The sequence below is a fragment of the Methylobacterium sp. ap11 genome (genome assembly GCF_900110515.1).
Taxonomy (GTDB): Bacteria; Pseudomonadota; Alphaproteobacteria; order Rhizobiales; family Beijerinckiaceae; genus Methylobacterium; species Methylobacterium ajmalii.
This window is the reverse complement of sequence record NZ_FOEB01000007.1, coordinates 14073-36824: the sequence shown is the minus strand read 5'-3', so window position 1 is coordinate 36824 and position 22752 is coordinate 14073. Positions and strand designations below refer to the sequence as shown.

18 protein-coding genes are annotated in these 22752 nt (G+C 71.8%); 10 read left to right on the top strand and 8 right to left on the bottom strand.

Annotated features, from left to right (window positions below):
* Positions 1-31: 31 nt before the first annotated feature.
* Together BMX97_RS12160 and crcB are read right to left on the bottom strand one after the other, a co-directional pair.
* On the bottom strand, positions 32-433 hold the full coding sequence (locus tag BMX97_RS12160; protein ID WP_091750060.1) for an Rdx family protein: 402 nt from the start codon (positions 431-433) through the stop codon (positions 32-34).
* Positions 434-508: 75 nt separating this feature from the next.
* On the bottom strand, positions 509-880 hold the full coding sequence (gene crcB, locus BMX97_RS12155) for a fluoride efflux transporter CrcB (RefSeq protein WP_091750058.1): 372 nt from the start codon (positions 878-880) through the stop codon (positions 509-511).
* Between the two features lie 201 nt (positions 881-1081).
* Here crcB and BMX97_RS12150 point away from each other — a divergent pair, with 201 nt between their 5' ends.
* Positions 1082-3601: an esterase-like activity of phytase family protein gene (locus tag BMX97_RS12150; protein WP_091750056.1), complete on the top strand. Its 2520-nt coding sequence runs from the start codon at positions 1082-1084 to the stop codon at positions 3599-3601.
* 246 nt (positions 3602-3847) lie between these two features.
* On the opposite strand, the gene BMX97_RS12145 is transcribed toward BMX97_RS12150, so the two are convergent.
* The 6 genes from BMX97_RS12145 to BMX97_RS12120 all read right to left on the bottom strand — a co-directional run bounded on the left by BMX97_RS12145 (position 3848) and on the right by BMX97_RS12120 (position 11245).
* Positions 3848-4843: a P1 family peptidase gene (locus BMX97_RS12145; RefSeq protein WP_091750053.1), complete on the bottom strand. Its 996-nt coding sequence runs from the start codon at positions 4841-4843 to the stop codon at positions 3848-3850.
* Positions 4840-5319 carry a cytochrome c-type biogenesis protein gene (locus tag BMX97_RS12140; protein ID WP_091750049.1) on the bottom strand — a complete coding sequence of 160 codons (480 nt, stop codon included), beginning with the start codon at positions 5317-5319 and terminating at the stop codon, positions 4840-4842. The genes BMX97_RS12145 and BMX97_RS12140 overlap by 4 nt, the downstream gene beginning before the upstream one ends.
* Before the next feature lie 4 nt (positions 5320-5323).
* A complete protein-coding gene (locus BMX97_RS12135) occupies positions 5324-7321 on the bottom strand; it encodes a heme lyase CcmF/NrfE family subunit (RefSeq protein ID WP_091750046.1) in 1998 nt (665 codons plus the stop codon).
* Positions 7322-7473: 152 nt separating this feature from the next.
* Positions 7474-8004, bottom strand: coding sequence for a cytochrome c maturation protein CcmE (gene ccmE, locus BMX97_RS12130; protein WP_091750043.1), 531 nt, complete (start codon positions 8002-8004; stop codon positions 7474-7476).
* Between the two features lie 230 nt (positions 8005-8234).
* Entirely contained in the window at positions 8235-9380 is a 1146-nt protein-coding gene (ccmI, locus tag BMX97_RS12125) for a c-type cytochrome biogenesis protein CcmI (RefSeq protein ID WP_091750039.1), read from the bottom strand.
* A gap of 98 nt (positions 9381-9478) precedes the next feature.
* The gene (locus BMX97_RS12120) at positions 9479-11245 is read right to left on the bottom strand and encodes an SLC13 family permease (RefSeq protein ID WP_091750036.1); all 1767 of its coding nucleotides are present in this window, start codon (positions 11243-11245) and stop codon (positions 9479-9481) included.
* Between the two features lie 206 nt (positions 11246-11451).
* Here BMX97_RS12120 and BMX97_RS12115 point away from each other — a divergent pair, with 206 nt between their 5' ends.
* The 9 genes from BMX97_RS12115 to BMX97_RS12075 all read left to right on the top strand — a co-directional run bounded on the left by BMX97_RS12115 (position 11452) and on the right by BMX97_RS12075 (position 22694).
* Positions 11452-12048, top strand: coding sequence for a Uma2 family endonuclease (locus BMX97_RS12115; protein ID WP_091750033.1), 597 nt, complete (start codon positions 11452-11454; stop codon positions 12046-12048).
* 67 nt (positions 12049-12115) lie between these two features.
* Complete coding sequence (locus BMX97_RS12110) at positions 12116-12676, top strand: DUF533 domain-containing protein (protein ID WP_048427896.1); 561 nt, start codon at positions 12116-12118, stop codon at positions 12674-12676.
* 102 nt (positions 12677-12778) lie between these two features.
* Positions 12779-13555 (top strand): TetR/AcrR family transcriptional regulator, encoded by a 777-nt coding sequence (locus tag BMX97_RS12105; protein WP_091750030.1) that lies wholly within the window; start codon positions 12779-12781, stop codon positions 13553-13555.
* Positions 13556-13805: 250 nt separating this feature from the next.
* The gene (gene mdh, locus BMX97_RS12100; RefSeq protein ID WP_060846840.1) at positions 13806-14768 is read left to right on the top strand and encodes a malate dehydrogenase; all 963 of its coding nucleotides are present in this window, start codon (positions 13806-13808) and stop codon (positions 14766-14768) included.
* An 82-nt stretch (positions 14769-14850) separates the two neighbouring features.
* Positions 14851-16047 carry an ADP-forming succinate--CoA ligase subunit beta gene (sucC, locus tag BMX97_RS12095; RefSeq protein ID WP_091750027.1) on the top strand — a complete coding sequence of 399 codons (1197 nt, stop codon included), beginning with the start codon at positions 14851-14853 and terminating at the stop codon, positions 16045-16047.
* Between the two features lie 153 nt (positions 16048-16200).
* A complete protein-coding gene (gene sucD, locus BMX97_RS12090) occupies positions 16201-17085 on the top strand; it encodes a succinate--CoA ligase subunit alpha (RefSeq protein WP_060846838.1) in 885 nt (294 codons plus the stop codon).
* Between the two features lie 254 nt (positions 17086-17339).
* Complete coding sequence (locus tag BMX97_RS12085; protein ID WP_091750024.1) at positions 17340-20294, top strand: 2-oxoglutarate dehydrogenase E1 component; 2955 nt, start codon at positions 17340-17342, stop codon at positions 20292-20294.
* 84 nt (positions 20295-20378) lie between these two features.
* Positions 20379-21647 (top strand): 2-oxoglutarate dehydrogenase complex dihydrolipoyllysine-residue succinyltransferase, encoded by a 1269-nt coding sequence (gene odhB, locus BMX97_RS12080; protein ID WP_091750021.1) that lies wholly within the window; start codon positions 20379-20381, stop codon positions 21645-21647.
* A gap of 288 nt (positions 21648-21935) precedes the next feature.
* Positions 21936-22694 (top strand): SDR family oxidoreductase, encoded by a 759-nt coding sequence (locus BMX97_RS12075; protein ID WP_091750018.1) that lies wholly within the window; start codon positions 21936-21938, stop codon positions 22692-22694.
* Positions 22695-22752: the final 58 nt, after the last annotated feature.

Below are 22752 nucleotides of genomic sequence, written 5' to 3'. Positions count from 1 at the left end.
GTCCCGGGGGCGCGCGGGCGGCGCGGGAGGGTCAAGGGGTCGGGCCCTGCCGGCTCGCCGGGTCACGGCTCGCCCCGTCACGGCTTGCCCGGTCGACGTGGCCGAGGTCGCGCCCGGGCTCGATCCGGTCGCGCACCCGCTGCTTGAGGGCCTTGATGTCGGGAAATCCGCCGTCGCGCGTGCGCTCCCAGATCAGGGCGTCGCCGCAGGTGATCGCGAAGGCGCCGCCGCTCCCGGGGATCAGCGCCACCTCGCCGATCGCGTCGCGGAAGGTCGAGAGCAGCTCCTGCGCCATCCAGCCGGCCCGCAAGAGCCAGTTGCATTGCGTGCAGTAGGTGATGGCGATGCGCGGGCGGTCCTTGGCCGGGACGGGGGGCGTGCCGGCGGGGAGCGCGTCGGCCTCGGTCGCGGGAGAGGGGGCGTTGTCGCTCATTTCAGGCTCGACTCCTCCCCGATCCCCCCGACTTGTCAACCGTGCCGGTTCGCCGGGCGTGATCCGGCGCACGGCTCAGGCGAGCTGGCGCAGCACCGCGAGGCTCGCCGCCACGCCGGCGATGCCCGCCGCCACCGACACCGCCACGTAGGCGAGCGCCGCCCCGTGGGCGCCCCGCTCCCAGAGCAGGAAGGCCTCGAGCGAGAAGGTCGAGAAGGTGGTGAAGCCGCCGAGCACCCCGGTGGTGAGGAAGAGCCGCAGCGCCTGCGGCCCGCCGCCCCGGGCGGCGAACCAGCCGGTGAGCACGCCCATCAGGATCGAGCCGACGACGTTGATCACCATCGTGCCGAACGGGAAGCCGCTCCCCGCCCGCGCCGCCCACAGGTTGACGCCGTGGCGCAGGGCCCCGCCGAGGCCGGCGCCGAGAAAGACCACCAGGTAGCTCACCGCTCCGACGCCTCCGCTTGATGCCGGGTGGCTTCTGCCACGGCCCGGCGCCGAGGGCGAGCAGGACGGGTGAGGCCCGCCCCGCGACCGTGGCCCGCAGGCCGCACCGGGCTCCGTCCGGTGCGGCGGGGTCGCGCCGCGTCATGCCACCGTCACGTCCCCACCGCATCGCTGCCGCAAAGTCGGCCTCGGGGACGAATCGTGACCACCATCTCCATCCGGGCCGCCCTGGCGGCGGGCGGCCTCCTCGCGGGCGCGGGGCTCGCTCACGGCCAGTCGATCGAGGCGCGGGTGCCGAACCTGCAGCGCACGGACGATCCGGTCTCGGTGGCGGCCGGCGGCACGACGATCGTCAACCAGGGCCTGCAGGGCGTCGGCCGGCTGTCGGCCAACACCCGCGACTTCCTCGGCGATTCCCTCGGTTCGTTCTCGTCGCTCGCCGTCGACCTCGCGACCTGGCGGCGCAGCGGCGACACCTACACGGGCACGCTCTACACGCTGCCCGACCGCGGCTACAACAACCCCGATGGTGGCCTGTTCAGCGACTATGCCGGCCGGCTCAACCGCTTCTCCCTGAGCTTCACGCCCTATGCGGGCGCCGCCCTGCCGCAGGCCACCACCTCGCAACGCCAGGTCGCCCTGACGCCGGACGGCGGCATCGTGCTCACCGACGCCAAGGGCCAGCGCTTCAGCGGCCTCGACCCGGCCGCCGGCACCACCGTGCAGCTCGGCGCGGTGCTGCCCTCGGCCGCCGCCGGCCCGAGCGCCGGGCGCATCAGCCTCGACGCCGAGGGCTTGGCGCGCCGCCTCGACGGGTCGTTCTACGTCAGCGACGAGTACGGCCCGAACGTCTACTACTTCAACCGCAGCGGCCAGCTGCAGGGCCTGATCGGCATCCCGGCGGCGCTCCAGCCGGTGACGAACGGCCAGCTCAACTTCAACTCGCTCAACCCGCCCGACACCGGGCGGCGCAACAACCAGGGCCTCGAGGCCCTGGCGCTGACGCCCGACGGGCGCGGCCTCGTCGCCATCCTGCAGAGCGCGACGCTGCAGGATTCCGGCCCCGGCCAGCAGCAGCGGGCCAATACCCGCATCCTCTACTACGACATCTCCGGCACCCCGACCCCGGCGGCCCCGAGCCGGGAATACGTGCTGCAGCTCCCGGTCTATCAGCAGAGCGGCAATGGCGGCGCGCCCAACCGCACCGCGGCCCAGAGCGAGATGGTGGCGCTCAACGACACCCAGTTCCTGGTGCTGTCGCGGGATTCGAACGGGCTCGGCACCGGCAACATCACGCCGATCGTCTACAAGAGCGTGCTCCTCGTCGACACGGCGGGCGCCACCAACATCGCCGGCAGCGCCTATGACGGCACGACGCCGATCGCCCCGAGCGGCACCCTGCGGGCCGGCCTCGCCCCGGTGCAGGCGACCGAGGTCGTCAACCTGCTCAACCCGGTGCAGCTCAACCGCTTCGGGATGAACCTCACCACCAGCCCGGCGACCCAGACCACGCTCCCCGAGAAGATCGAGGCGATGGGCCTCGTGCCGGTGCTGAGCGAGCGGGCGCCCAACGACTACTTCCTGCTCGTCGGCAACGACAACGACTTCCTGACCCGCCAGGGCGTCATCAACGGCCAGCCCTACGACGCCGGCATCAACAACGACAACATCCTGCTCGCCTACCGGCTGACCCTGCCGACCTACGTCGACCCGCTCTCGCTCGCGGTGATGAAGGAGACGGCGCCGACGGTGCTGCAGGGCCTGGGGGCCGGCGCGATCGGCGCGGCGGCGTCCGCGACGCGCGGGGTGCAGGACCACCTCTCGGCCCTGCGCCGCGGGGCCAACCTGCCGGCGGGCGCCGGCCAGGGCGCCTGGGGCACCGCCGGCCCGGCGCTCTGGGTCGGGGGCGACGTCGTGTTCGCCGACCAGCCGCGCAACGGCGGCCTTTCCCTCGACCGCACCATCGCGCAGGGCTCGGCCGGCCTCGACCTGCCGCTCACCGGCCCGTGGCGGGCCGGCCTCGCGGTGGGCGGGGGCGGCGGCTCGCTGTCGCGGCCGCAAGGAGCCTACCAGCAAGGCTTCCGGCAGGATCAGAGCGCCTTCACGGTCGCGGCCTATGGCGGCTATTACGGCCCGGACTTCTACGCGCAGGGCATCGTCGGCGGGGCGCCGATCGTCGACTTCTCGGGCCTGCGCCGCCCGGCCGCCTACGGTCTCACCGCCGCGGCCCGCACCTCGGGCTCCGCCCTGGCGCTCGACGGCGAGGTCGGCCTCGTCTTCGACCGCGACGCCTTCCGGCTGACGCCATTCGCGGGCCTGAGCCATTACTCGGCCCGGATCGACGGTTTCACCGAGCAGGGCGCGGCCGGCAACAACGTCGCGTATGGCGGCCTCACCGTACTCCAGACCACCGCCCGCTTCGGCGCCGAAGTGGCGTATTACGGGTTTTCCGGCATCGTCCCCTCGGTGCGGGTGGCCTACAATGCCGGCCTCGGCCCGCAGCGGAGCGCGGGACTGTTCCGCCTCGCCAGCGTGCAGAACCCGATGGCGACCGCGACCGCCGCGGTGCCGTTCCTGCAAGCCGACTTCGTCACCGCCGGCGCCGGTCTCCAGGGCAGCCTGACCGAGCGTCTCGGCTGGCGGGTGGATTACCAGGCGGCGGTCGGCACCCGGGCCGGGGTCGCGCACGGGGTGACGGCGGGGCTGCGGTACCAGTTCTGAGGGGTGGGCACCCGGCAGCAGGTGCCCACCACCCCGTAGGATCCGCCGCCCTTTCCCGGACGACTGACACGAAGTGGAGGGAGATTCTGGATCCAGCGCATAATGTCGCGAAGCGTCCGCCTCTCTGCGGCGTTGCAGAAGCTGAGCCGCTTTGCGGCAAGTTTTCTGCTGGTTCCCGGATCTCCTTCCGCTGACGCTCCAGCCGTCCGGGAAAGGGGGCGGGTTCGAGCAGGAACCGCTGCGCCCTCACCCCCCGAACCGGTCCCGCCACGCTCCCTGCGCCCCCGCCACCGGTAAGGCGCTCGCATGGTAGACCCCCAGGGCCACGGCACGGGCCAGCACCCGCGCCGCCGCGTCGCCGAGCCGGGCCAGGTCCCCGATTGGGTCGGCGAGCGGCACGGCGCCGGTCGCCGCGGCGAAGACGAGGTCGCCGTCGAGGGGCGTGTGGGCCGGCACGATCGCCCGGGCGAGGCCGTCCTGGGCCATCACGGCGAGGCGGCGGGCCTCGGCCTTGGTCAGGCGGGCGTCCGTCGCGACCACCGCGATCGTGGTGTTGGCGCCCGGCATCGGCTTCACCGGCCAGGCGAAGGCGTCGGGCGGCGGGGCCGCGGGCGAGCCCAAGCCCCCGAACTCGGCGCCGATCTCGAACGGCGCGGCCCAGAAATGCGGACCGTCCCCGACCGTGACCCGCCCGAGCGCGTTGACGGCGACCAGCGCCGCGACGCGCAGCCCCGTGCCCTCGACCGCGGCCGAGGCGCTGCCGAGCCCGCCCTTCAGGTTCGCGGTCCGGGCTCCGAGCCCGGCCCCGACCGAGCCCATCGCCACCGGGCCGGTGCCGGCCTTCGCCGCGGCGGCAAAGCCGAGGTCGCGGTAGGGCGGATACCGGCCCCAGGCCTTGTCGCCGCCGTTGAGGAGATCGAACAGGATCGCCGCCGGCACGATCGGCACCCGGGCCGGGCCGACCGCGAAGCCGCGGCCGGTCTCGGCAAGCCAGGCGGTGACGCCCGATGCCGCATCGAGCCCGAAGACCGAGCCGCCGGACAGGACCAGGGCATCGACCCCCGGTACCGTGCGCTCGGGATCGAGGAGATCGGTCTCCCGCGTCCCCGGCCCGCCGCCGCGGATGTCGACCGCCGCCACGGTGGGGGCGTCGAACACGATGGCGGTGACGCCCGACAGCGCGCGCGGATCCTCGGCGTGGCCGACGCGGATGCCGGCGATGTCGGTGAGGCCGCCGCTCACCGCGGCTCGGCCCGGCGCACCAGCTCGGCGACGGCCGCCTCCTCGGCGGCGGTGAGCCCCCGCGGCGGGGCCGGCCGGCGCCGGCGGGCGGCGGCCCACAGGGCGAGGCCGCCGAGGCCGACCACCAGGACCGGGGTGAACCACAGGAAGGCGGTGTGCCAGGCCAGCACCGGGCGCAGCAGCACGAACTCGCCGTAGCGCTGCACGACGTAGCTCAGCACCGCCTCGTCGCCGTCGCCCTGGCGCAGGCGCTCGCGCACGATCAGCCGCAGGTCGCGGGCGAGCGGCGCGTCGGAATCGTCGATCGACTGGTTCTGGCAGACGAGGCAGCGCAGCTCCGCCGAGATCGTCCGGGCCCGCGCCTCGAGAGCGGGGTCCTTCATCACCTCCTCGGGCTGGACCGCGCCGGCCGCGACCGGCGCGAGGAGCAGGAGGGCGAGCAGAAGGGCGCGCAGGGCCGGGGAAGGGGCGGGCATGCGGCTACTCCGCCGGAACCGAATGGGGCGGCACCGGCCCGGCGGCGTCGCGGATCGCCGGCCGCGAGGCCGGGGCGCCGACGCGGAAGCGCCGGTCGGTGAGGGACAGGCCGCCGCCGAGCGCCATCACCACGGCGCCGAGCCAGATCAGCAGCACCAGGGGCTTGTAGTAGAGGCGGATGCCGACGCGGCCGTCGGTGCCTGTCTCGCCGACGCTGGCATAGACCTGGCTCACCCCGCGGGTGAGCAGGCCCGCCTCGCTCACCGACATGTTGCGCGAGGCGTAGAAGCGCTTGCCCGGCTCGATCACGCCCACCGGGTCGCCGCCCTCCCGGATGGTGAGGTGGGCCACCGTCTCGGTGTAGTTCGGCCCGGTGCGGGGCAGGACGCCCTCCAGCACCGCGACGTAGGGGCCGGCGCGGAGTTCCCCGCCGCGCGGCAGGGTCGCCAGCGCCTCGACGCTCCAGGCCTGGGCGGCGATGCCGATCACCGTGACGCCGACGCCGGCATGGGCGAGCGCCGTGCCCCAGGCCGAACGCGGCAGGCCGGCGGCGCGGCGCAGCGACACGCCCACCGTCTTGGCCTTCGCCCGCGTGACGATCTCGAAGGCGGCGCCGAGGATCAGGTAGGCGCCGAGGCCGAGGCCCAGCGGCGCGCCGACCGGCCCGCCCCAGGTGACAGCGACGGCGAGAAGCGTGACCGCGATGGCCAGCGCGAAGCCCACGAACAGCCGCTGGCTCGCCGCCGCGAGGTCTCCGCGCTTCCAGGCCAGCGTCTGGCCGAACGGCACCACGAGGAGCAGCGGCACCGCGAGCGGCACGAAGGTCAGGTTGAAGAAGGGCGGCCCGACCGAGATCTTTTCCCCCGTCAGCGATTCCAGCGCCAGGGGATAGAGCGTGCCGACCAGCACCGTGGCGCAGGCCGCCGACAGGAACAGGTTGTTCATCACCAGGGCGCCCTCGCGGGAGATCGGCGCGAACAGGCCGCCCTGGCGCAAGGTGGGCGCCCGCCAGGCATAGAGCGCCAGCGACCCACCGATGAACAGCACCAGGATGCCGAGGATGAAGGTGCCGCGGGTGGGATCGGTCGCGAAGGTGTGGACCGAGGTCAGCACGCCCGAGCGCACCAGGAAGGTGCCGAGCAGCGACAGCGAGAAGGTCAGGATGGCGAGCAGCACCGTCCAGACCTTCAGGGCGTCGCGCTTCTCCATGACCACGGTGGAGTGGACCAGCGCGGTACCGGCGAGCCAAGGCATCAGCGAGGCGTTCTCGACCGGGTCCCAGAACCACCAGCCGCCCCAGCCGAGCTCGTAGTAGGCCCAGTACGACCCCATGGCGATGCCGACGGTGAGGAAGCACCAGGCCGCCAGCGTCCAGGGCCGCACCGCGCGAGCCCAGGCGGCGTCGATCCGCCCCTCGATCAGCGCCGCGATGGCGAACGCGAAGGTGATCGAGAAGCCGACATAGCCGAGATAGAGCAGCGGCGGATGGATCGCGAGGCCGGGATCCTGGAGCAGCGGGTTGAGGTCGCGGCCCTCGATCGGCGCCGGGTTGAGCCGGTTGAACGGGTTCGAGGTCACCAGGATGAAGAGCAGGAACACCGCGGTGATCGCGGCCTGCACGCCCAGCGTGTTGGCCCGCAGGATCGGCGGCACGGAGTTGCGGGCGAGCGCCACCACGGCGCCGAACAGCGCCAGGATCAGCACCCAGAGCAGCATCGAGCCCTCGTGGTTCCCCCAGACGCCGGAGATCTTGTAGATCAGCGGCTTCATCGAGTGCGAATTCTCGACGACGTTCTGGACCGAGAAGTCCGAGGTGACGTGGGCGTAGGTCAGCGCCCCGAACGCGAAGGCGATGCACGCGAAGGTGGCGAGTGCGGCCGGCACCGTGATGCTGCGCAGGACCGGGTCGCCGGCGCGGCTCGCCCAGACCGGCATCACCATCTGCGTCAGCGACAGGGCGAGCGCGAGGGCGAGGGCGTAATGACCAACCTCGATCAGCAACGGGGCGACCTTTCGGTAAGCGGGTGTCGAGCGCAGCGGACGATCGGCCGACGGGTCTCGCGACCCGGCGTCCCGCTGCGGCGGAACGCGGGCGTCATCTTAATCCGCTTCCCGGGCCGAGCCGCCAAGACCTTCCGCCGCACGGGGCGTGACTATTTCACGGCGGTGCGCGAGACCGATCCGGGCTGGTCCTCGCCGGCCTGCGCCTGCCGGGGCTTGCCGTCCGCGGGCTTCACGGGGCCGCCCGCGCCGCCCTCCTGCCAGCGGCCCTGCGCCTTGAGGGCGTCGGCGACCTCGCGCGGCATGTAGGTCTCGTCGTGCTTGGCCAGCACCGTGTCGGCCCGGAAGGTGCCGTCGGCCTGCAGCACGCCCTCGGTCACCACGCCCTGGCCTTCGCGAAACAGGTCGGGCAGCAGGCCGCGGTAGCGCACCGCCACGGTCGAGCCGGTATCGGTGACGGCGAACTCGACATGCCCGTCGGCCTCGCGCTTGAGCGAGCCGGCCTCGACCAGCCCGCCGAGGCGGAAGCGCGTGCCCGGCACGACCTTCTGGCTCGCCACCTCGGTGGGGGAGCGGAAGAACACGATGGTGTCGCGCATCGCCGTGAGGACGAGCCCGAGGGCCGCCGCCAGCACGGCGCCGCAGACGACGATGAGGACGGAACGGCGGCGCCGGCGCGTCATGGGGCGGGTCTCAACGCCGGCGGCGGGGGAGGGGGGTCGCGGTCGTCATCAGGGGCGTCTCCCGAGGGGCCGGCGTGGGGATCCGGCTCTGTTGGTGTGTTGTGCACCGGCCCGGCTCGCCTGGCGAGGCGGGAAAAAGGCGGGGGCGTACCGCGGGATGATTCGCAAGCCTCTGCCGTCCGAACGCCCCGAGCCCCCGGATCTTCCCCTCTGCGGGGCGGGGGCGGTCGTCAAGGTGCCGCCCTGGCACCCAATCCCATCTCTTGGGCCGCTTCCTCCACCGGCGCGAGCTTGCCGGGATCGCTCCCGAGCGCGCCGCGGGCCTTGGCCAGCGTCTCCTCGGCCTTCGCCCGCTCGCCCAGCACCCCGTAGGAGCGCACCAGCCGGGCCCATTCCTCGCCCGTCCCGCCCTTCTCGGCGAGGCGCTGCGCCAGCCCCTCGACCATGCCGCGGACCATGCCGCGCTGCTCCTCGCTCATCGCGGGGGCCGAGCGTGCCGCGGGTTGGGCGGCGGGAGGCGGGGCCGTGCCGTCGAAGCGGGCCAGGCTCTCGCGCACCATCGGCAGCCAGGGCGCCTCGGCCGGGGAGGCGGCGACGAGCGCGGCGTAGCGCGCGCGCGCCTTGTCGCGGTCGCCGTCCTGCTCGGCGGCGCGGGCGAGGTAGAATTGCGGCTTGATCGCCTTGGGATCCTGGCGGAGCGCCCGCTCGAAGGCGTCGCGGGACTTGGCCGAGACGACGCCGTCATCGGCCGCCACCAGGGCCTCGCCGTAATCGGCGAGCCGGCCGGCGTCGTCGCCGAGGATCCGCAGGGAGTTCTCGTAGGCCTTGATCGCGTCCGCGACGCGCCCGACCCGCAGGTAGACCGGGGCGAGCACCGCCCAGCCGCGGCCGTCCTCGGGCGCCTTGGCGAGATGCGCCTCGATCTGCGCCACCGCCGCGGCGAGGTCGTTGCCGGCCGCCTTCGCGTGGGCCAGGCGATCGGCCTGGGGCCGGGCCGGCAGGTCGGGCGAGCCGTAGATGCCGTAGACGAGGAGCGCGACGAGCGGCACCGTCGAGAGGGCGAAGGCGGAGGCGGCGCGGCGCCGGCGCAGGGCCGGCTCGCCGACCGCGCCGGCGGTGCGGCCGGGATCGCGGCTGGCGCGCAGGAGCCGGCGCGCGGCCTCGGCCCTCGCGGCCTCGGCCTCCGGCGCGGCCAGGAGCCCGCGGGCGGCGTCGCGGTCGATCTCGCGCAACTGGTCGCGGTAGAAGCCGGTCTCGGTGGCGATCCGCGCCTCGCCCTCCGGCACGGCCAGGGCGGGGCGGCGCGACATCGGCCAGAGCAGGGCGAGCACCGCCAGGCCGGTCATGAGCGCGAAGATGAACCAGATCGCCGTCATGCCGCCTGTGTAGCCCCCCGCCCGGGGCGACACGATTCGACGGCATGGCGACACGGTGTCACGTACGGGCAGTCCCGTGAAGGGAACAGCTTTCGCCGTCAGCGCGGCGCCACCGGCCAGAACAGGCTGATCAGCAGCGTGCCGACGACGATCACCATGATCGAAAGCGGCAGGCCGAGGCGGGCATAGTCGCCGAAGCGGTATCCGCCCGGACCCATCACCAGGGTGTTGCACTGGTGGCCGATCGGGGTGAGGAAGTCGCAGGCCGCCCCCACCGACACCGCCATCAGGAACGGATCCGGGTTGAGCCCGAGCTTCTGGGCGAGGCTGGCGCCGATCGGCCCCATCACCAGCACCGTCGCGGCGTTGTTGAGGAACGGCGTCACCGCCATCGCGGCGATCAGCAGCAGGCCGATCGCCAGCATCGGCGGCACGGTGTGCATGACGTTCGACAGGGCCCCGGCGATGAGGTCGGTGCCGCCGGTGGTGCGCACCGCGTCGCTGACCGGGATCAGGGCGCCGAGCAGCACGATCACCGGCCACTCGATCGTCTCGTAGGCCTCGTGCATGGTCATGACGCGCAGGACCAGCAGCAGCACCGCGGCGCCGAAGAACGCCATCGCCACCGGCACGACGTGGAGCGCGATCAGCGCCATCGCGCCGGCCAGCACCGCGATCGGGATGTAGCTGCGGCGGCTGTGGCCGAGCGCCAGCTTGCGCTCGGCGAGCGGCAGCAGGCCGAACTCCGACAGCATGTCGCCGAGCCGGTCCGGGGCGGCGCGCAGCACCACCACGTCGCCGGCGCGCAGGCGCACGCTGCCGATGCGCCGGGTGATCGCCGCGCCCGCGCGGCTGACCGCCAGGAGCGTGGTGCCGTGATGCCCGGCGAGGTCGGCGCCCGCCGCCGTGGTGCCGACGAGGGCCGAGCCGTCCGGGATCACCGCCTCGATCACCGTCGCCTCCCCGGCCGCCGGCAGCGTGCCGACGAGCGTGAGCTTCGCCCGCGCCACCAGGCGCTCCAGGTCCTCCGGCTCGCCGTCGAGGAGCAGGACGTCGCCGGCGGAAAGCCGCCAGTCGGGGCCCGGCACGAAGCGGCGGAAGCGCTCGCGGATCACGGTCGCCACCGTGACGTCGCCGTCGCCGAGCGCCTCGAGCTCCCCGACCGTCGCGCCGACGAGCGGCGAGTCCTCGGGCAGGCAGGCTTCGGTCGTGTAGGCCTCGATCCGGAACGAGGCGGCGAGCGAGCCCGCCGGGCGCCGGTCGCGCGGCAGCAGCCGGTAGCCGACCGCCAGGAAGGCGAGGCCCGCCGCCGCGAGCCCGAGGCCGACGGGGGTGAAGTCGAACATGCCGAAGGGCTGGCCGGTGACGTCGGCCCGCACTTTGGCGACGATGATGTTGGTCGAGGTGCCGACGAGCGTGACGAGCCCGCCGATCAGCGAGGCGAAGGACATCGGCATCATCAGCAGCGAGGCCGGCGTGCCGGTCTTGCGCCCGAGCTGGAGCGCCACGGGCATGAAGATCGCAAGCGCCCCGATGTTCTTGGTGAAGACCGACAGGCCCATCACGGCGCCGGCCAGCGCCGGCACCTGCCGGCTGGGCTTTCGCAGGTAGGGCAGGAGCGGGCGCATCGCGTTCTCGACGACGCCCGAGCGCGACACCGCCGACGAGATGACGAGCGCGCTCGCTACGATGATCACCACGTCGTCGGCGAAGCCGTCGAAGGCCTTGGAGGCCGGCACCAGCCCCAGCGCCACTCCGGCGACCAGCGAGAGCAGCGCCACGAGATCGTAGGGCAGCCGGCCCCAGATGAAGAGCAGGACGGTGACGCCGATGAGGCCGAAGGCGAGGCCCTGGTCGAGGGTCATGCGCCGGCCTGCCGGTCGGACGATCGGGGGCGTGTCATGCCGGGGGATGATCCTGCTGCGGGGTATCGAGCCCCCTAGATTGGGTGGCGGGCGGCCGCGCCCAGGGCGGCGGGGCGAAGAGTTTGCGCGGGACGGCGCCTTCTCGCCCCCGTCCCGAGCGGATAGGCTCCCGAGGGCAGCCGGGAAGCGCCACAGGGGAGCGCGCCATGGACGACCGCGTCCGTCGCCACCACGGGCTCACCGTCTCCGAATTCGACCGCTTCGTCGATGCGCAGCGCGACGAGAGCGACTGGGAGCTGGTCGACGGCGAGGTCGTCATGATGACGAACCCGACGGAGAACCACGAGCAGATCGCCGGCAATATCGGCGCGCCGCTGAAGCTCGCCATGGATGCTGCCGGCTGCCGCAGCTACCAGGGCGGGATGCGGGTGCAGCGCGACGAGGACGGCCGCGGCCGGGACAAGCCGAAGCCCGATATCGTCGTACGCTGCGGACCGCGCCAGAACCGCACCTTCGTCACCGACCCGCTCGTCATCGTCGAGGTGCTGTCGCCGAGCACCATGGACCGCGACCGCGGGCCCAAGCTGTCCTTCTACAAGTCGTTGCCGACGCTCCGGCACATCGTCCTTGCCTACCAGGACCAGATGCGGGTGGAGCATGACCGGCGCGAGGGGGATGGCTGGGTCTGCGACGTCCTCACCGCGCCGGACGACGTCCTGCGGCTCGACGCCGTGGATTTCGCGATCGATCTCGGGCGGATCTATTTCGACGTGCCGGTCCTGCGCCCGATCGTCGGCGGCTGATCCCGCCGCGGAGCCCGGCGCACCGCCGCACGTTGGTGCGGGACCGCCCGTCACGGACCCGCCCCGCATGAGCTTCGCCTTCCTCACCCGCGCCTTCGGGCGCGACGACCCGGCCGGGGAGGTCGAGGAGCCGGGGACCGCCCCGGCCCGGGCCTCGCGGCGCGACCGGCGGGCGGGGCGGGCGGACGCGGTGGTGACCGAGGCGCTGGGCCAGAAGGTGCTGCACGCCTTCCTGCAGAACCGCCACCAGACCCTGGTGCCGCTCACCCTCAACCTCCGGGTGCTGGAGCCGGCCCAGCGCGACCTCGTGATCCAGGCGATGGCGGCGGCCTTCCTGGCGCAGGGGCGCCGGCAGGACCCCGCCCCGGTGCGCGACGCGCTCGCCCGGATCAGCGCCGCGGAGGCCGAGCGCCAGCGCCTCGACAAGGCGCTCGCCGCGCCGCTGGCGCTCGGCGACCTCCTCGACGCGATCCTCGACGCCGATCTCGGCGCCTACGCGTACGTCGCCTCGCTGCTCGCCGTGGACCAGCGCCGCCGGGTCAACCAGCTCTATCTCGCCTACCTGGCCGAGCGCCTGGGATTGGCCGAGGACGTGGTGTCGAGCCTGCACCGGCGCTACCGGGTATAATACTGCGGCCTCGCGACTGTCCCGCGGGGCTTCTCCTGCGGCCGGCCGGACGCTAACCTGTCGGGATTGCCTCGCCACCGATCCCGAGCGTTCCCGAGTTCCATGCCCCGCAGCCGCCCCGGCGCCCAGCCCCGCGACGAGCCGCATCCGACGGACGCGCCGTTCCCCGGGGCGCAGAGCTCCACCGGGCAAGCCTCTGCCGGACAAGCCTCTGCCGGGGCCTCCGCCGCCGGACCCGTCCTGGCCGGGCTGGCCTCCGCCGGGCTCGGCCAGCGTGCCCGCGCGACGCCGCTCTCGGCGGATGCGCGGCTGCTCGCCATCGCGGCCGACCACCTGCGCCGGCTCGGCCACCGCCAGGTCACGGTGGTGGGCGTCGCGGCCGAGGCGGGCATGACGCATGCCAACGTCTACCGCTACTTCCCGTCGAAGACCGCGCTCGTCGACGCGGTGGCGGGGCGCTGGCTGCGCGACGTCGAGGCCGAGCTCGGCGCCATCGCGGACGCGCCCGACCCCGCCGACGACAAGCTCGAGCGCCTGCTGCTGGCGCTCGCCTCGATGCAGCGCGACGTGCTGGCGCGGGACCCGCACCTGTTCGCGGTCCACCGCGACGCGACCGTGGAATCCCGGCCGATCGCCCGGCGCCACCGCGGCCGCCTGCGCCAACTCGTCGAGCGGGTGATCGAGGAAGGGATGAATGCCGGCACCTTCTCGCTGCGCGACCGCGAGCGCGGCATCGCCTTCATCTTCGACACCAGCCACCGCTTCCTGCACCCGGTCTCGATCCAGCTCGACGCCGAGGTGCCCCGCGACCTGATCGAGGCCCGCCTCGGGGCGATCATCCGGGCGATGCTGCGCATCCTGCGCCTCGGCACGCTCTAGCCGCGCTGACAAAGTGTCCGAAATGTAATGATCGGCGGTGTGTCGTCGTAGTGCGTTGCAATAAAATGCAAATCCGGATCGCGTGACGCCCCGGAAGCGCCGCCGTGGCCGTGCCCGGGCGCCCCACGCCGGGCCCTCGGGTTGTCGGCCCCGGCTTTTTTCGCCAAAGAGGCACCCGCCGGCGCGGGCTCCTCGCGAGCGGACCCCGGCCCCCGACGGTTCCATCACACCGCGAAGGATCGGTTCTCACATGGCACGCAAGAAGATCGCGCTCATCGGCGCTGGACAGATCGGCGGCACGCTCGCGCACCTCGCCGGCCTCAAGGAGCTGGGCGACGTCGTGCTGTTCGACATCGCCGATGGCGTGCCGCAGGGCAAGGGCCTCGACATCGCCGAGTCGGCGCCGGTCGACGGCTTCGACGCCAAGTACAGCGGCGCGAGCGACTACAGCGCCATCGCCGGGGCCGACGTGGTGATCGTCACCGCCGGCGTGCCGCGCAAGCCCGGCATGAGCCGCGACGACCTGATCGGCATCAACCTGAAGGTGATGGAAGCGGTCGGCACCGGCATCAAGACGCATGCCCCGAACGCCTTCGTGATCTGCATCACCAACCCGCTCGACGCGATGGTGTGGGCGCTGCAGAAGTTCTCGGGCCTCGACCCGAAGAAGATCGTCGGCATGGCCGGCGTGCTCGACTCGGCCCGCTTCCGCCACTTCCTGGCCGAGGAGTTCCAGGTCTCGGTCGAGGACGTCACCGCCTTCGTGCTCGGCGGCCACGGCGACGACATGGTGCCGCTGGTGCGCTACTCGACGGTGGCCGGCGTGCCGCTGCCCGACCTCGTCAAGCTGGGCTGGACCACCCAGGAGAAGCTCGACGCGATGGTCGAGCGGACCCGCAAGGGCGGCGGCGAGATCGTCAACCTGCTCAAGACCGGCTCGGCCTTCTACGCGCCGGCGGCCTCCGCCATCGCGATGGCCGAGAGCTACCTCAAGGACAAGAAGCGGGTCCTGCCCTGCGCGGCCCACCTCACCGGCCAGTACGGCGTCGACGGCCTGTTCATCGGCGTGCCGATCGTGATCGGCGAGAACGGCGTCGAGCGCATCGTCGAGGTCGAGTTCACGGCTGAGGAGAAGGCGATGTTCGAGAAGTCGGTCAATTCCGTGAAGGGCCTGGTCGAGGCCTGCAAGGGCATCAACGGCGCGCTGGCGTAACACCTGACACGAGCGGCGCGGGAAATCCCCGCGCCGCCCCTGCACGCACGCCCCGCCTGACTTTCAGAAAGCTTGTCGCCCCATGAACATCCACGAGTATCAAGCCAAGGCCGTCCTCAAGGAGTTCGGCCTGCCGGTCTCGAACGGCCGCGCCATCTTCAAGGCCTCCGAGGCCGAGGCCGCCGCCAAGGAGCTGGGCGGTCCGCTCTGGGTCGTGAAGTCCCAGATCCACGCCGGCGGGCGCGGCAAGGGCAAGTTCAAGGAGGCCGAGGCCGGCGAGAAGGGCGGCGTGCGCCTCGCCAAGTCGGTCGAGGAGGTCAAGGCCTTCTCCGAGCAGATGCTCGGCCGCACCCTCGTGACGGTGCAGACCGGCGAGGCCGGCAAGCAGGTCAACCGCCTCTACATCGAGGACGGCTCCGACATCGAGACCGAGTTCTACCTGTCGATGCTCGTCGACCGCGAGACCGGCAAGGTCGCCTTCGTGGTCTCGACCGAGGGCGGCATGGACATCGAGCAGGTCGCCCACGACACGCCCGAGAAGATCGTCACCTTCTCGGTCGACCCGGCCACCGGCGTGCTGCCGCATCACGGCCGCGCGGTCGCCAAGGCGCTCGGGCTGACCGGCCCGCTCGCCAAGGAGGCGGAGGACCTCACCACCAAGCTCTACCGGGCGTTCACCGCCAAGGACATGAGCATGCTGGAGATCAACCCGCTCATCGTCACCAAGGACGGGCACCTGAAGTGCCTGGACGCCAAGATCTCGTTCGACTCGAACAGCCTCTACCGCCAGCCGGAGATCGTGCAGCTGCGCGACGTCACCGAGGAGGACGAGAAGGAGATCGAGGCCTCGAAGTACGACCTCGCCTACATCGCGCTCGAGGGCACGATCGGCTGCATGGTCAACGGCGCCGGCCTCGCCATGGCGACCCTCGACATCATCAAGCTCTACGGCGAGGAGCCGGCGAACTTCCTCGACGTCGGCGGCGGCGCCTCGGAGGAGAAGGTCACCGCGGCCTTCAAGATCATCACCGCCGACCCGAACGTGAAGGGCATCCTGGTCAACATCTTCGGCGGCATCATGAAGTGCGACGTGATCGCCAACGGGGTGATCGCGGCCGTGAAGGCGGTGGGCCTGCAGGTTCCGCTGGTGGTGCGCCTCGAGGGCACCAACGTCGAGAAGGGCAAGGAGATCATCCGCTCCTCGGGCCTCAACGTGATCCCGGCCGACGACCTCGACGACGCCGCCCAGAAGATCGTCGCGGCGGTCCGCAAGGGCTGAGGAGGGCGGGGCGCCCGCGAGGGCGCCCTTCTCGTGAGCGGGGCCCGGCGACCGGGCTTCCCTTCAGCGCAGCTTTCTCAGGGGCGGTGCACCGCGCTCGGTCACCTTGAGCCGCACCGCCCATCCCCGAATGCAGATCTCCGGAGATCGCACGTGTCCATCCTCATCGACAAGAACACCAAGGTCATCTGCCAGGGCTTCACCGGCAAGAACGGGACCTTCCACTCCGAGCAGGCGATCGCCTACGGCACCAAGATGGTCGGCGGCACCTCGCCGGGGAAGGGCGGCGCGACCCATCTCGGCCTGCCGGTGTTCGACACCGTGAAGGAAGCCCGCCACGCCACCGGCGCCGACGCCTCGGTGGTCTACGTGCCGCCGCCGGGCGCCGCCGACGCGATCTGCGAGGCGATCGATGCCGAGATCCCGCTGATCGTCTGCATCACGGAAGGCATCCCGGTCCTCGACATGGTGCGGGTCAAGCGCTCGCTCGAAGGCTCGAAGTCGCGCCTCGTCGGCCCGAACTGCCCCGGCATCGTCACCGCCGGCGAGTCGAAGATCGGCATCATGCCGGCCAACATCTTCCGTCCGGGCTCGGTCGGCATCGTGTCGCGCTCCGGCACGCTGACCTACGAGGCGGTGTTCCAGACCACCAACGAGGGCCTCGGCCAGACCACCGCGGTCGGCATCGGCGGCGACCCGGTCAAGGGCACCGAGTTCATCGACATGCTGGAGATGTTCCTGGCCGACGACAAGACCGAGTCGATCGTGATGATCGGCGAGATCGGCGGCTCGGCCGAGGAAGAGGCGGCGCAGTTCATCCGCGACGAGGCCAAGCGCGGCCGCAAGAAGCCGATGGTCGGCTTCATCGCCGGGCGCACCGCCCCTCCCGGCCGCCGCATGGGTCACGCCGGCGCGATCATCTCGGGCGGCAAGGGCGGCGCCGAGGACAAGATCGCCGCGATGGAGGAGGCCGGCATCCGCGTCTCGCCGTCGCCGGCCCGCCTCGGCAAGACCCTGGTCGAGGTCCTGAAGGGCTGAGGCGCCGCGGGGGGGCGGGGGACGTGTCCGGATCCCCGGCCCCTCGCCCCTCGCCCCGCGCATGGCAGCCGTGGCGTGCGGAATTTCGGTTCCGCACCCATATCGCAAGCAAACGTCAACTCTCTTGAGTTCGTAAGACATCCTCGCGTCCGGTGAGACCGGGCGCCCCCACCGTCGATCACCCGCCATCCTCCCGCCTCAACTGCTGGCGAGAAGCCGGGCCCCGATCGACCAGCGCGGATAGACAGATCGCCATGGCACGCCAGGACGCGAACGACGCCCTCCTCGGAACCTCGTTCCTCTACGGAGGCAACGCCGACTACATCGAGGAGCTCTACGCGACCTACACCCGGGATCCCAACGCGGTGGACCCCGAGTGGCGCAGCTTCTTCTCCGGCCTGAAGGAGGAGAGCGCGATCGTGGTCAAGAACGCGGAGGGCGCGTCCTGGACCAAGCCGAACTGGCCGGTCGCCGCCAACGGCGAGATCGTCTCGGCGCTCGACGGCAACTGGGCCCAGGTCGAGAAGGCGGTCGGCGAGAAGATCAAGGCCAAGCAGGAGGCCAAGGGCCAGCCCGTCTCGCCGGTCGACGTGCAGCAGGCGACCAAGGATTCGGTCCGCGCGATCATGCTGATCCGCGCCTACCGCATGCGCGGCCATCTCCACGCCAAGCTCGATCCGCTGGGCCTGCAGCCGCGTGGCGACCACGAGGAGCTGCACCCGCAGCATTACGGCTTCGCCGAATCCGATTGGGACCGGCCGATCTTCCTCGACAACGTGCTCGGCCTCGAATTCGGCACCATCCGGGAGATCGTCGCGATCCTGGATCGGACCTACTGCCAGACGCTCGGCGTCGAGTTCATGCACATCTCCGATCCGGAGGAGAAGGCCTGGATCCAGGAGCGGATCGAGGGCAAGGACAAGGAGATCTCGTTCACCGAGCAGGGCCGGCGGGCGATCCTCAACAAGATGATCGAGGCCGAGGGCTTCGAGAAGTTCCTCGACCTCAAGTACACCGGCACCAAGCGCTTCGGCCTCGACGGCTCGGAGGCGATGGTTCCGGCGCTGGAGCAGATCATCAAGCGCGGCGGCGCGCTCGGCGTCACCGACATCGTGCTGGGCATGGCGCATCGCGGCCGCCTCAACGTGCTCGCCAACGTGATGAGCAAGCCCTTCCGGGCGATCTTCCACGAGTTCAAGGGCGGCTCGTCCTCGCCGGCGGAGGTCGAGGGCTCGGGCGACGTGAAGTACCACCTCGGCGCCTCGAGCGACCGGGCCTTCGACGGCAACACCGTCCACCTGTCGCTGACCGCCAACCCGTCGCACCTTGAGATCGTCGATCCGGTGGTGCTCGGCAAGGTGCGCGCCAAGCAGGACCAGCAGGGCGACGAGCAGCGCACCACCGTGCTGCCGCTCCTCATCCACGGCGACGCCGCCTTCGCGGGCCAGGGCGTGGTGGCGGAGTGCTTCGGCCTGTCGGGCCTAAAGGGCCACCGCACCGGCGGCTCGATCCACTTCATCATCAACAACCAGATCGGCTTCACCACCGATCCGCGCTTCTCGCGCTCCTCGCCCTACCCGTCCGACGTGGCGAAGATGGTCGAGGCGCCGATCTTCCACTGCAACGGCGACGACCCCGAGGCCGTCACCTTCGCGGCCAAGATCGCCACCGAGTACCGGCAGAAGTTCCACAAGCCGGTGGTGATCGACATGCTCTGCTACCGCCGCTTCGGCCACAACGAGGGCGACGAGCCCGCGTTCACCCAGCCGAAGATGTACCAGATCATCCGCAAGCACCCCTCGACGCTCGAGACCTACGGCAAGCGGCTGACCGAGACCGGCGTGGTGAGCCAGAAGGAGCTCGACGACCGCAAGGCCGAGTTCCGCGCCACCCTCGACAGCGAGTTCGACATCGCCACCGGCTACAAGGCCAACAAGGCCGACTGGCTCGACGGCCGCTGGTCGGGCCTGAAGGCGGTGCGCGAGGACGAAGACGACCCGCGCCGCGGCCGCACCGGCGTGCCGGCCGACACCCTGCGGCAGATCGGGCAGGCCATCACCACGGTGCCGCAGGACTTCCACCTGCACCGCACCATCCGGCGCTTCCTCGACAACCGCGCCAAGGCGATCGAGACCGGCGAGGGCCTGGACTGGGCGACCGCCGAGGCCCTGGCCTTCGGCTCGCTGCTCACCGAAGGCCACCGGGTCCGCCTGTCGGGCCAGGACGTCGAGCGCGGCACCTTCTCGCAGCGCCACTCGGTGGTGATCGACCAGGAGAACGAGGAGCGCTACACGCCCCTCAACCACATCAAGGACGGCCAGAGCCGCTACGAGGTCATCAACTCGATGCTCTCGGAGGAGGCGGTGCTCGGCTTCGAGTACGGCTACACGCTGGCCGAGCCGAACTCCCTGGTGCTGTGGGAGGCGCAGTTCGGCGACTTCGCCAACGGCGCGCAGGTCGTGGTCGATCAGTTCATCAGTAGCGGCGAGCGCAAGTGGCTGCGCATGTCGGGCCTGGTGATGCTGCTGCCGCACGGCTACGAGGGCCAGGGTCCGGAGCACTCCTCCGCCCGCCTCGAGCGCTACCTGCAGATGTGCGCCGAGGACAACATGCAGGTCGCCAACTGCACGACGCCCTCGAACTACTTCCACATCCTGCGCCGCCAGCTGAAGCGGGACTTCCGCAAGCCGCTGGTGCTGATGACCCCGAAGTCGCTGCTGCGCCACAAGCGGGCGGTCTCGGCGCTCGCCGACATCGCCGAGGGCTCGACCTTCCACCGCGTGCTGTGGGACGACGCCGAGAAGGCGCAGGACGGCGTGAAGCTGTCGAAGGACGACAAGGTCCGGCGCGTCGTGCTGTGCTCGGGCAAGGTCTATTACGACCTGTTCGAGGAGCGCGAGAAGCGCGGCATCTCCGACGTGTACCTGATGCGCGTCGAGCAGCTCTACCCGTTCCCGCTCAAGTCGCTCGCCACCGAGATCTCGCGCTTCCGCAACGCCGAGGTGGTGTGGTGCCAGGAGGAGCCCAAGAACATGGGCTCGTGGGCCTTCGTCGAGCCCTACCTCGAGTGGGTGCTCAACCAGGCCGGCTCCGCCTCCAAGCGCCCGCGCTACATCGGCCGTCCGGCCTCGGCCTCGACCGCCGTCGGCCTGATGTCGAAGCACCTCGACCAGCTCCAGGCCTTCCTCAACGAGGCCCTGGCGGTCTGATCCCCCTTCACCGGCGCCCCGCGAGGGGCGCCGCCTGATCCTTTTTCCGGGCGCATCCCCACCGCCCCAACCCTGACGGAAGACATGGCCACCGAAATCCGCGTCCCGACGCTCGGCGAGTCCGTGAGCGAGGCCACGATCGGCCGCTGGTTCAAGAAGCCCGGCGACACCGTGAAGGCCGACGAGCCGCTGGTCGAGCTCGAGACCGACAAGGTCACCCTCGAGGTCAACGCCCCGGCCTCGGGCCAGCTCGGCGAGATCGTCGCCAAGGACGGCGAGACGGTCGAGCCCGGCGCGCTCCTCGGCTCGATCGTCGAGGGCGGCGCCGCCGCCGGCAACGGCGCGGCGGCTCCCAAGGCCGAGGCCCCCAAGGAGGCCCCGAAGGCCGCCGCCGAGGCGCCCGCGAAGTCGTCGTCGGCGTCCTACGGCAGCCACGGCGACGCCGCTCCGAAGGGTCATTCGGCCGGCGACAACGGCCCGGCCGTCGCCCGCCTCGCCCAGGAATCCGGCGTCGATCCCTCGTCCGTGAAGGGCAGCGGCAAGGACGGCCGCGTCACCAAGGGCGACATGCTCTCGGCGATCTCGTCGGGCGCCTCCGCTCCCGCCCCGGCGGCCCCCCAGGCGGCCCGCGCCCCGTCCGCGCCGGACGATGCCTCCCGCGAGGAGCGGGTGCGCATGACCAAGCTGCGCCAGACCATCGCCCGGCGCCTCAAGGACGCGCAGAACACCGCCGCGATGCTGACGACGTTCAACGACGTCGACATGGGCGCGGTGATGGCCCTGCGCCAGCAGTACAAGGACGTGTTCGAGAAGAAGCACGGCGCCAAGCTCGGCTTCATGGGCTTCTTCACCAAGGCGGTGATCGGCGCCCTGAAGGACGTGCCGGCGGTCAACGCCGAGATCGACGGCCAGGACATCGTCTACAAGAACTACTACCACGTCGGCATCGCGGTCGGCACCGACAAGGGCCTCGTCGTCCCGGTGGTGCGCGACGCCGACCAGCTGTCGATCTCCGGCATCGAGAAGGCCATCACCGGCTTCGGCCGCAAGGCCCGCGACGGCAAGCTGTCGATCGAGGACATGCAGGGCGGCACGTTCACGATCACCAACGGCGGCATCTACGGCTCGCTGATGTCGACCCCGATCCTCAACGCGCCGCAATCGGGCATCCTCGGCATGCACCGCATCGAGGAGCGTCCGGTCGTGCGAGGCGGCAAGATCGAGGCGCGGCCGATGATGTACCTCGCCCTGTCGTACGATCACCGGATCGTCGACGGGAAGGAGGCCGTGACCTTCCTGGTGCGGGTCAAGGAGGCCCTGGAGGACCCGGCGCGCCTCGTGCTCGACCTCTGAGGCAAGTAGTTGGGACCGCTCCCCCCGGGGCGGTTCGGTAAAGGAAGGAGCGCGGGTCTCCCCTCTCCCGTGTGGGAGAGGGGCCGGGGGTGAGGGTGCTACGGTTCCGCAGAAAGCTTGAGCCGTCCCGCTGCCGGCACGATGGCCCGAGCTTTATTCAGAAGCGTCACACCCTCACCCCTACCCCTCTCCCACACGGGAGAGGGGATCCCGCGCCTTGATCGTTCCAGGAGGCTCCCCTTGACAGTCCAGCTGTTTAGGGCCCCTCGCAACAGGGAGCACGGGGTCATGGACAAGGCTGTCTCGGACAAGGTCCTGGTGGTCACCGGCGGCAGCCGCGGCATCGGCCGTGCCGTTGCCCTGCGCGCCGCGCGGGCCGGCTGGCGGGTCTGCTTCTCCTACGTCGCGGCCAAGGACGCCGCCGACTCGCTCGTGCGGGAGATCGAGGATCTCGGCGGCACGGCGCTCGCCGTCCGCAGCGACGTCGCGGTCGAGGCCGACATCCCGGCCCTGTTCAAGGCCGCCGACGGCCTGGGCACGCTCGGCGGGCTCGTGAACAACGCGGGCGTCGTCGACCACGCGGCCCGGGTCGACGAGATGACCTTCGCGCGTCTCCACCGGATGATGACCACCAACGTCGTCGGCTCGTTCCTGTGCGCCGGCGAGGCGGTGCGGCGGATGTCGACCCGCCACGGCGGGCAGGGCGGCGTCATCGTCAACATCTCGTCAGTCGCCGCCCGCCTCGGCGCGCCGAACCAGTACGTCGACTACGCGGCCTCCAAGGGCGCCATCGACACCCTCACCACCGGTCTCGCCGGCGAGGTCGCCGGTGAAGGCATCCGCGTCAACGGCGTCGCCCCCGGCCTGATCGAGACCGAGATCCATGCCAGCGGCGGCCAGCCCGACCGGCTGGCACGGCTCGGCCCCACGGTCCCGATGAAGCGCGCCGGCACCGCCGACGAGATCGCCGCCGCGGTGCTGTGGCTCCTCTCCGACGAGGCGTCCTACGCCACCGGCGCGACCCTGACGGTCTCGGGCGGCCGCTAGCCTCTCCCATCCTCTCACCCATCGCAGCGGCGGCCCCCGACGGCCGGCCGCGCCCAAC

Excerpts from the sequence above, each read along its gene's own strand:
- BMX97_RS12160 (WP_091750060.1), bottom strand. The coding sequence starts at position 433 with ATGAGCGACAACGCCCCCTCTCCCGCGACCGAGGCCGACGCGCTCCCC.
- BMX97_RS12140 (WP_091750049.1), bottom strand. The coding sequence starts at position 5,319 with ATGCCCGCCCCTTCCCCGGCCCTGCGCGCCCTTCTGCTCGCCCTCCTG.
- ccmE (WP_091750043.1), bottom strand. The coding sequence starts at position 8,004 with ATGACGCGCCGGCGCCGCCGTTCCGTCCTCATCGTCGTCTGCGGCGCC.
- ccmI (WP_091750039.1), bottom strand. The coding sequence starts at position 9,380 with ATGACGGCGATCTGGTTCATCTTCGCGCTCATGACCGGCCTGGCGGTG.
- BMX97_RS12120 (WP_091750036.1), bottom strand. The coding sequence starts at position 11,245 with ATGACCCTCGACCAGGGCCTCGCCTTCGGCCTCATCGGCGTCACCGTC.
- BMX97_RS12115 (WP_091750033.1), top strand. The coding sequence starts at position 11,452 with ATGGACGACCGCGTCCGTCGCCACCACGGGCTCACCGTCTCCGAATTC.
- BMX97_RS12110 (WP_048427896.1), top strand. The coding sequence starts at position 12,116 with ATGAGCTTCGCCTTCCTCACCCGCGCCTTCGGGCGCGACGACCCGGCC.
- BMX97_RS12105 (WP_091750030.1), top strand. The coding sequence starts at position 12,779 with ATGCCCCGCAGCCGCCCCGGCGCCCAGCCCCGCGACGAGCCGCATCCG.
- mdh (WP_060846840.1), top strand. The coding sequence starts at position 13,806 with ATGGCACGCAAGAAGATCGCGCTCATCGGCGCTGGACAGATCGGCGGC.
- sucC (WP_091750027.1), top strand. The coding sequence starts at position 14,851 with ATGAACATCCACGAGTATCAAGCCAAGGCCGTCCTCAAGGAGTTCGGC.
- BMX97_RS12085 (WP_091750024.1), top strand. The coding sequence starts at position 17,340 with ATGGCACGCCAGGACGCGAACGACGCCCTCCTCGGAACCTCGTTCCTC.
- odhB (WP_091750021.1), top strand. The coding sequence starts at position 20,379 with ATGGCCACCGAAATCCGCGTCCCGACGCTCGGCGAGTCCGTGAGCGAG.
- BMX97_RS12075 (WP_091750018.1), top strand. The coding sequence starts at position 21,936 with ATGGACAAGGCTGTCTCGGACAAGGTCCTGGTGGTCACCGGCGGCAGC.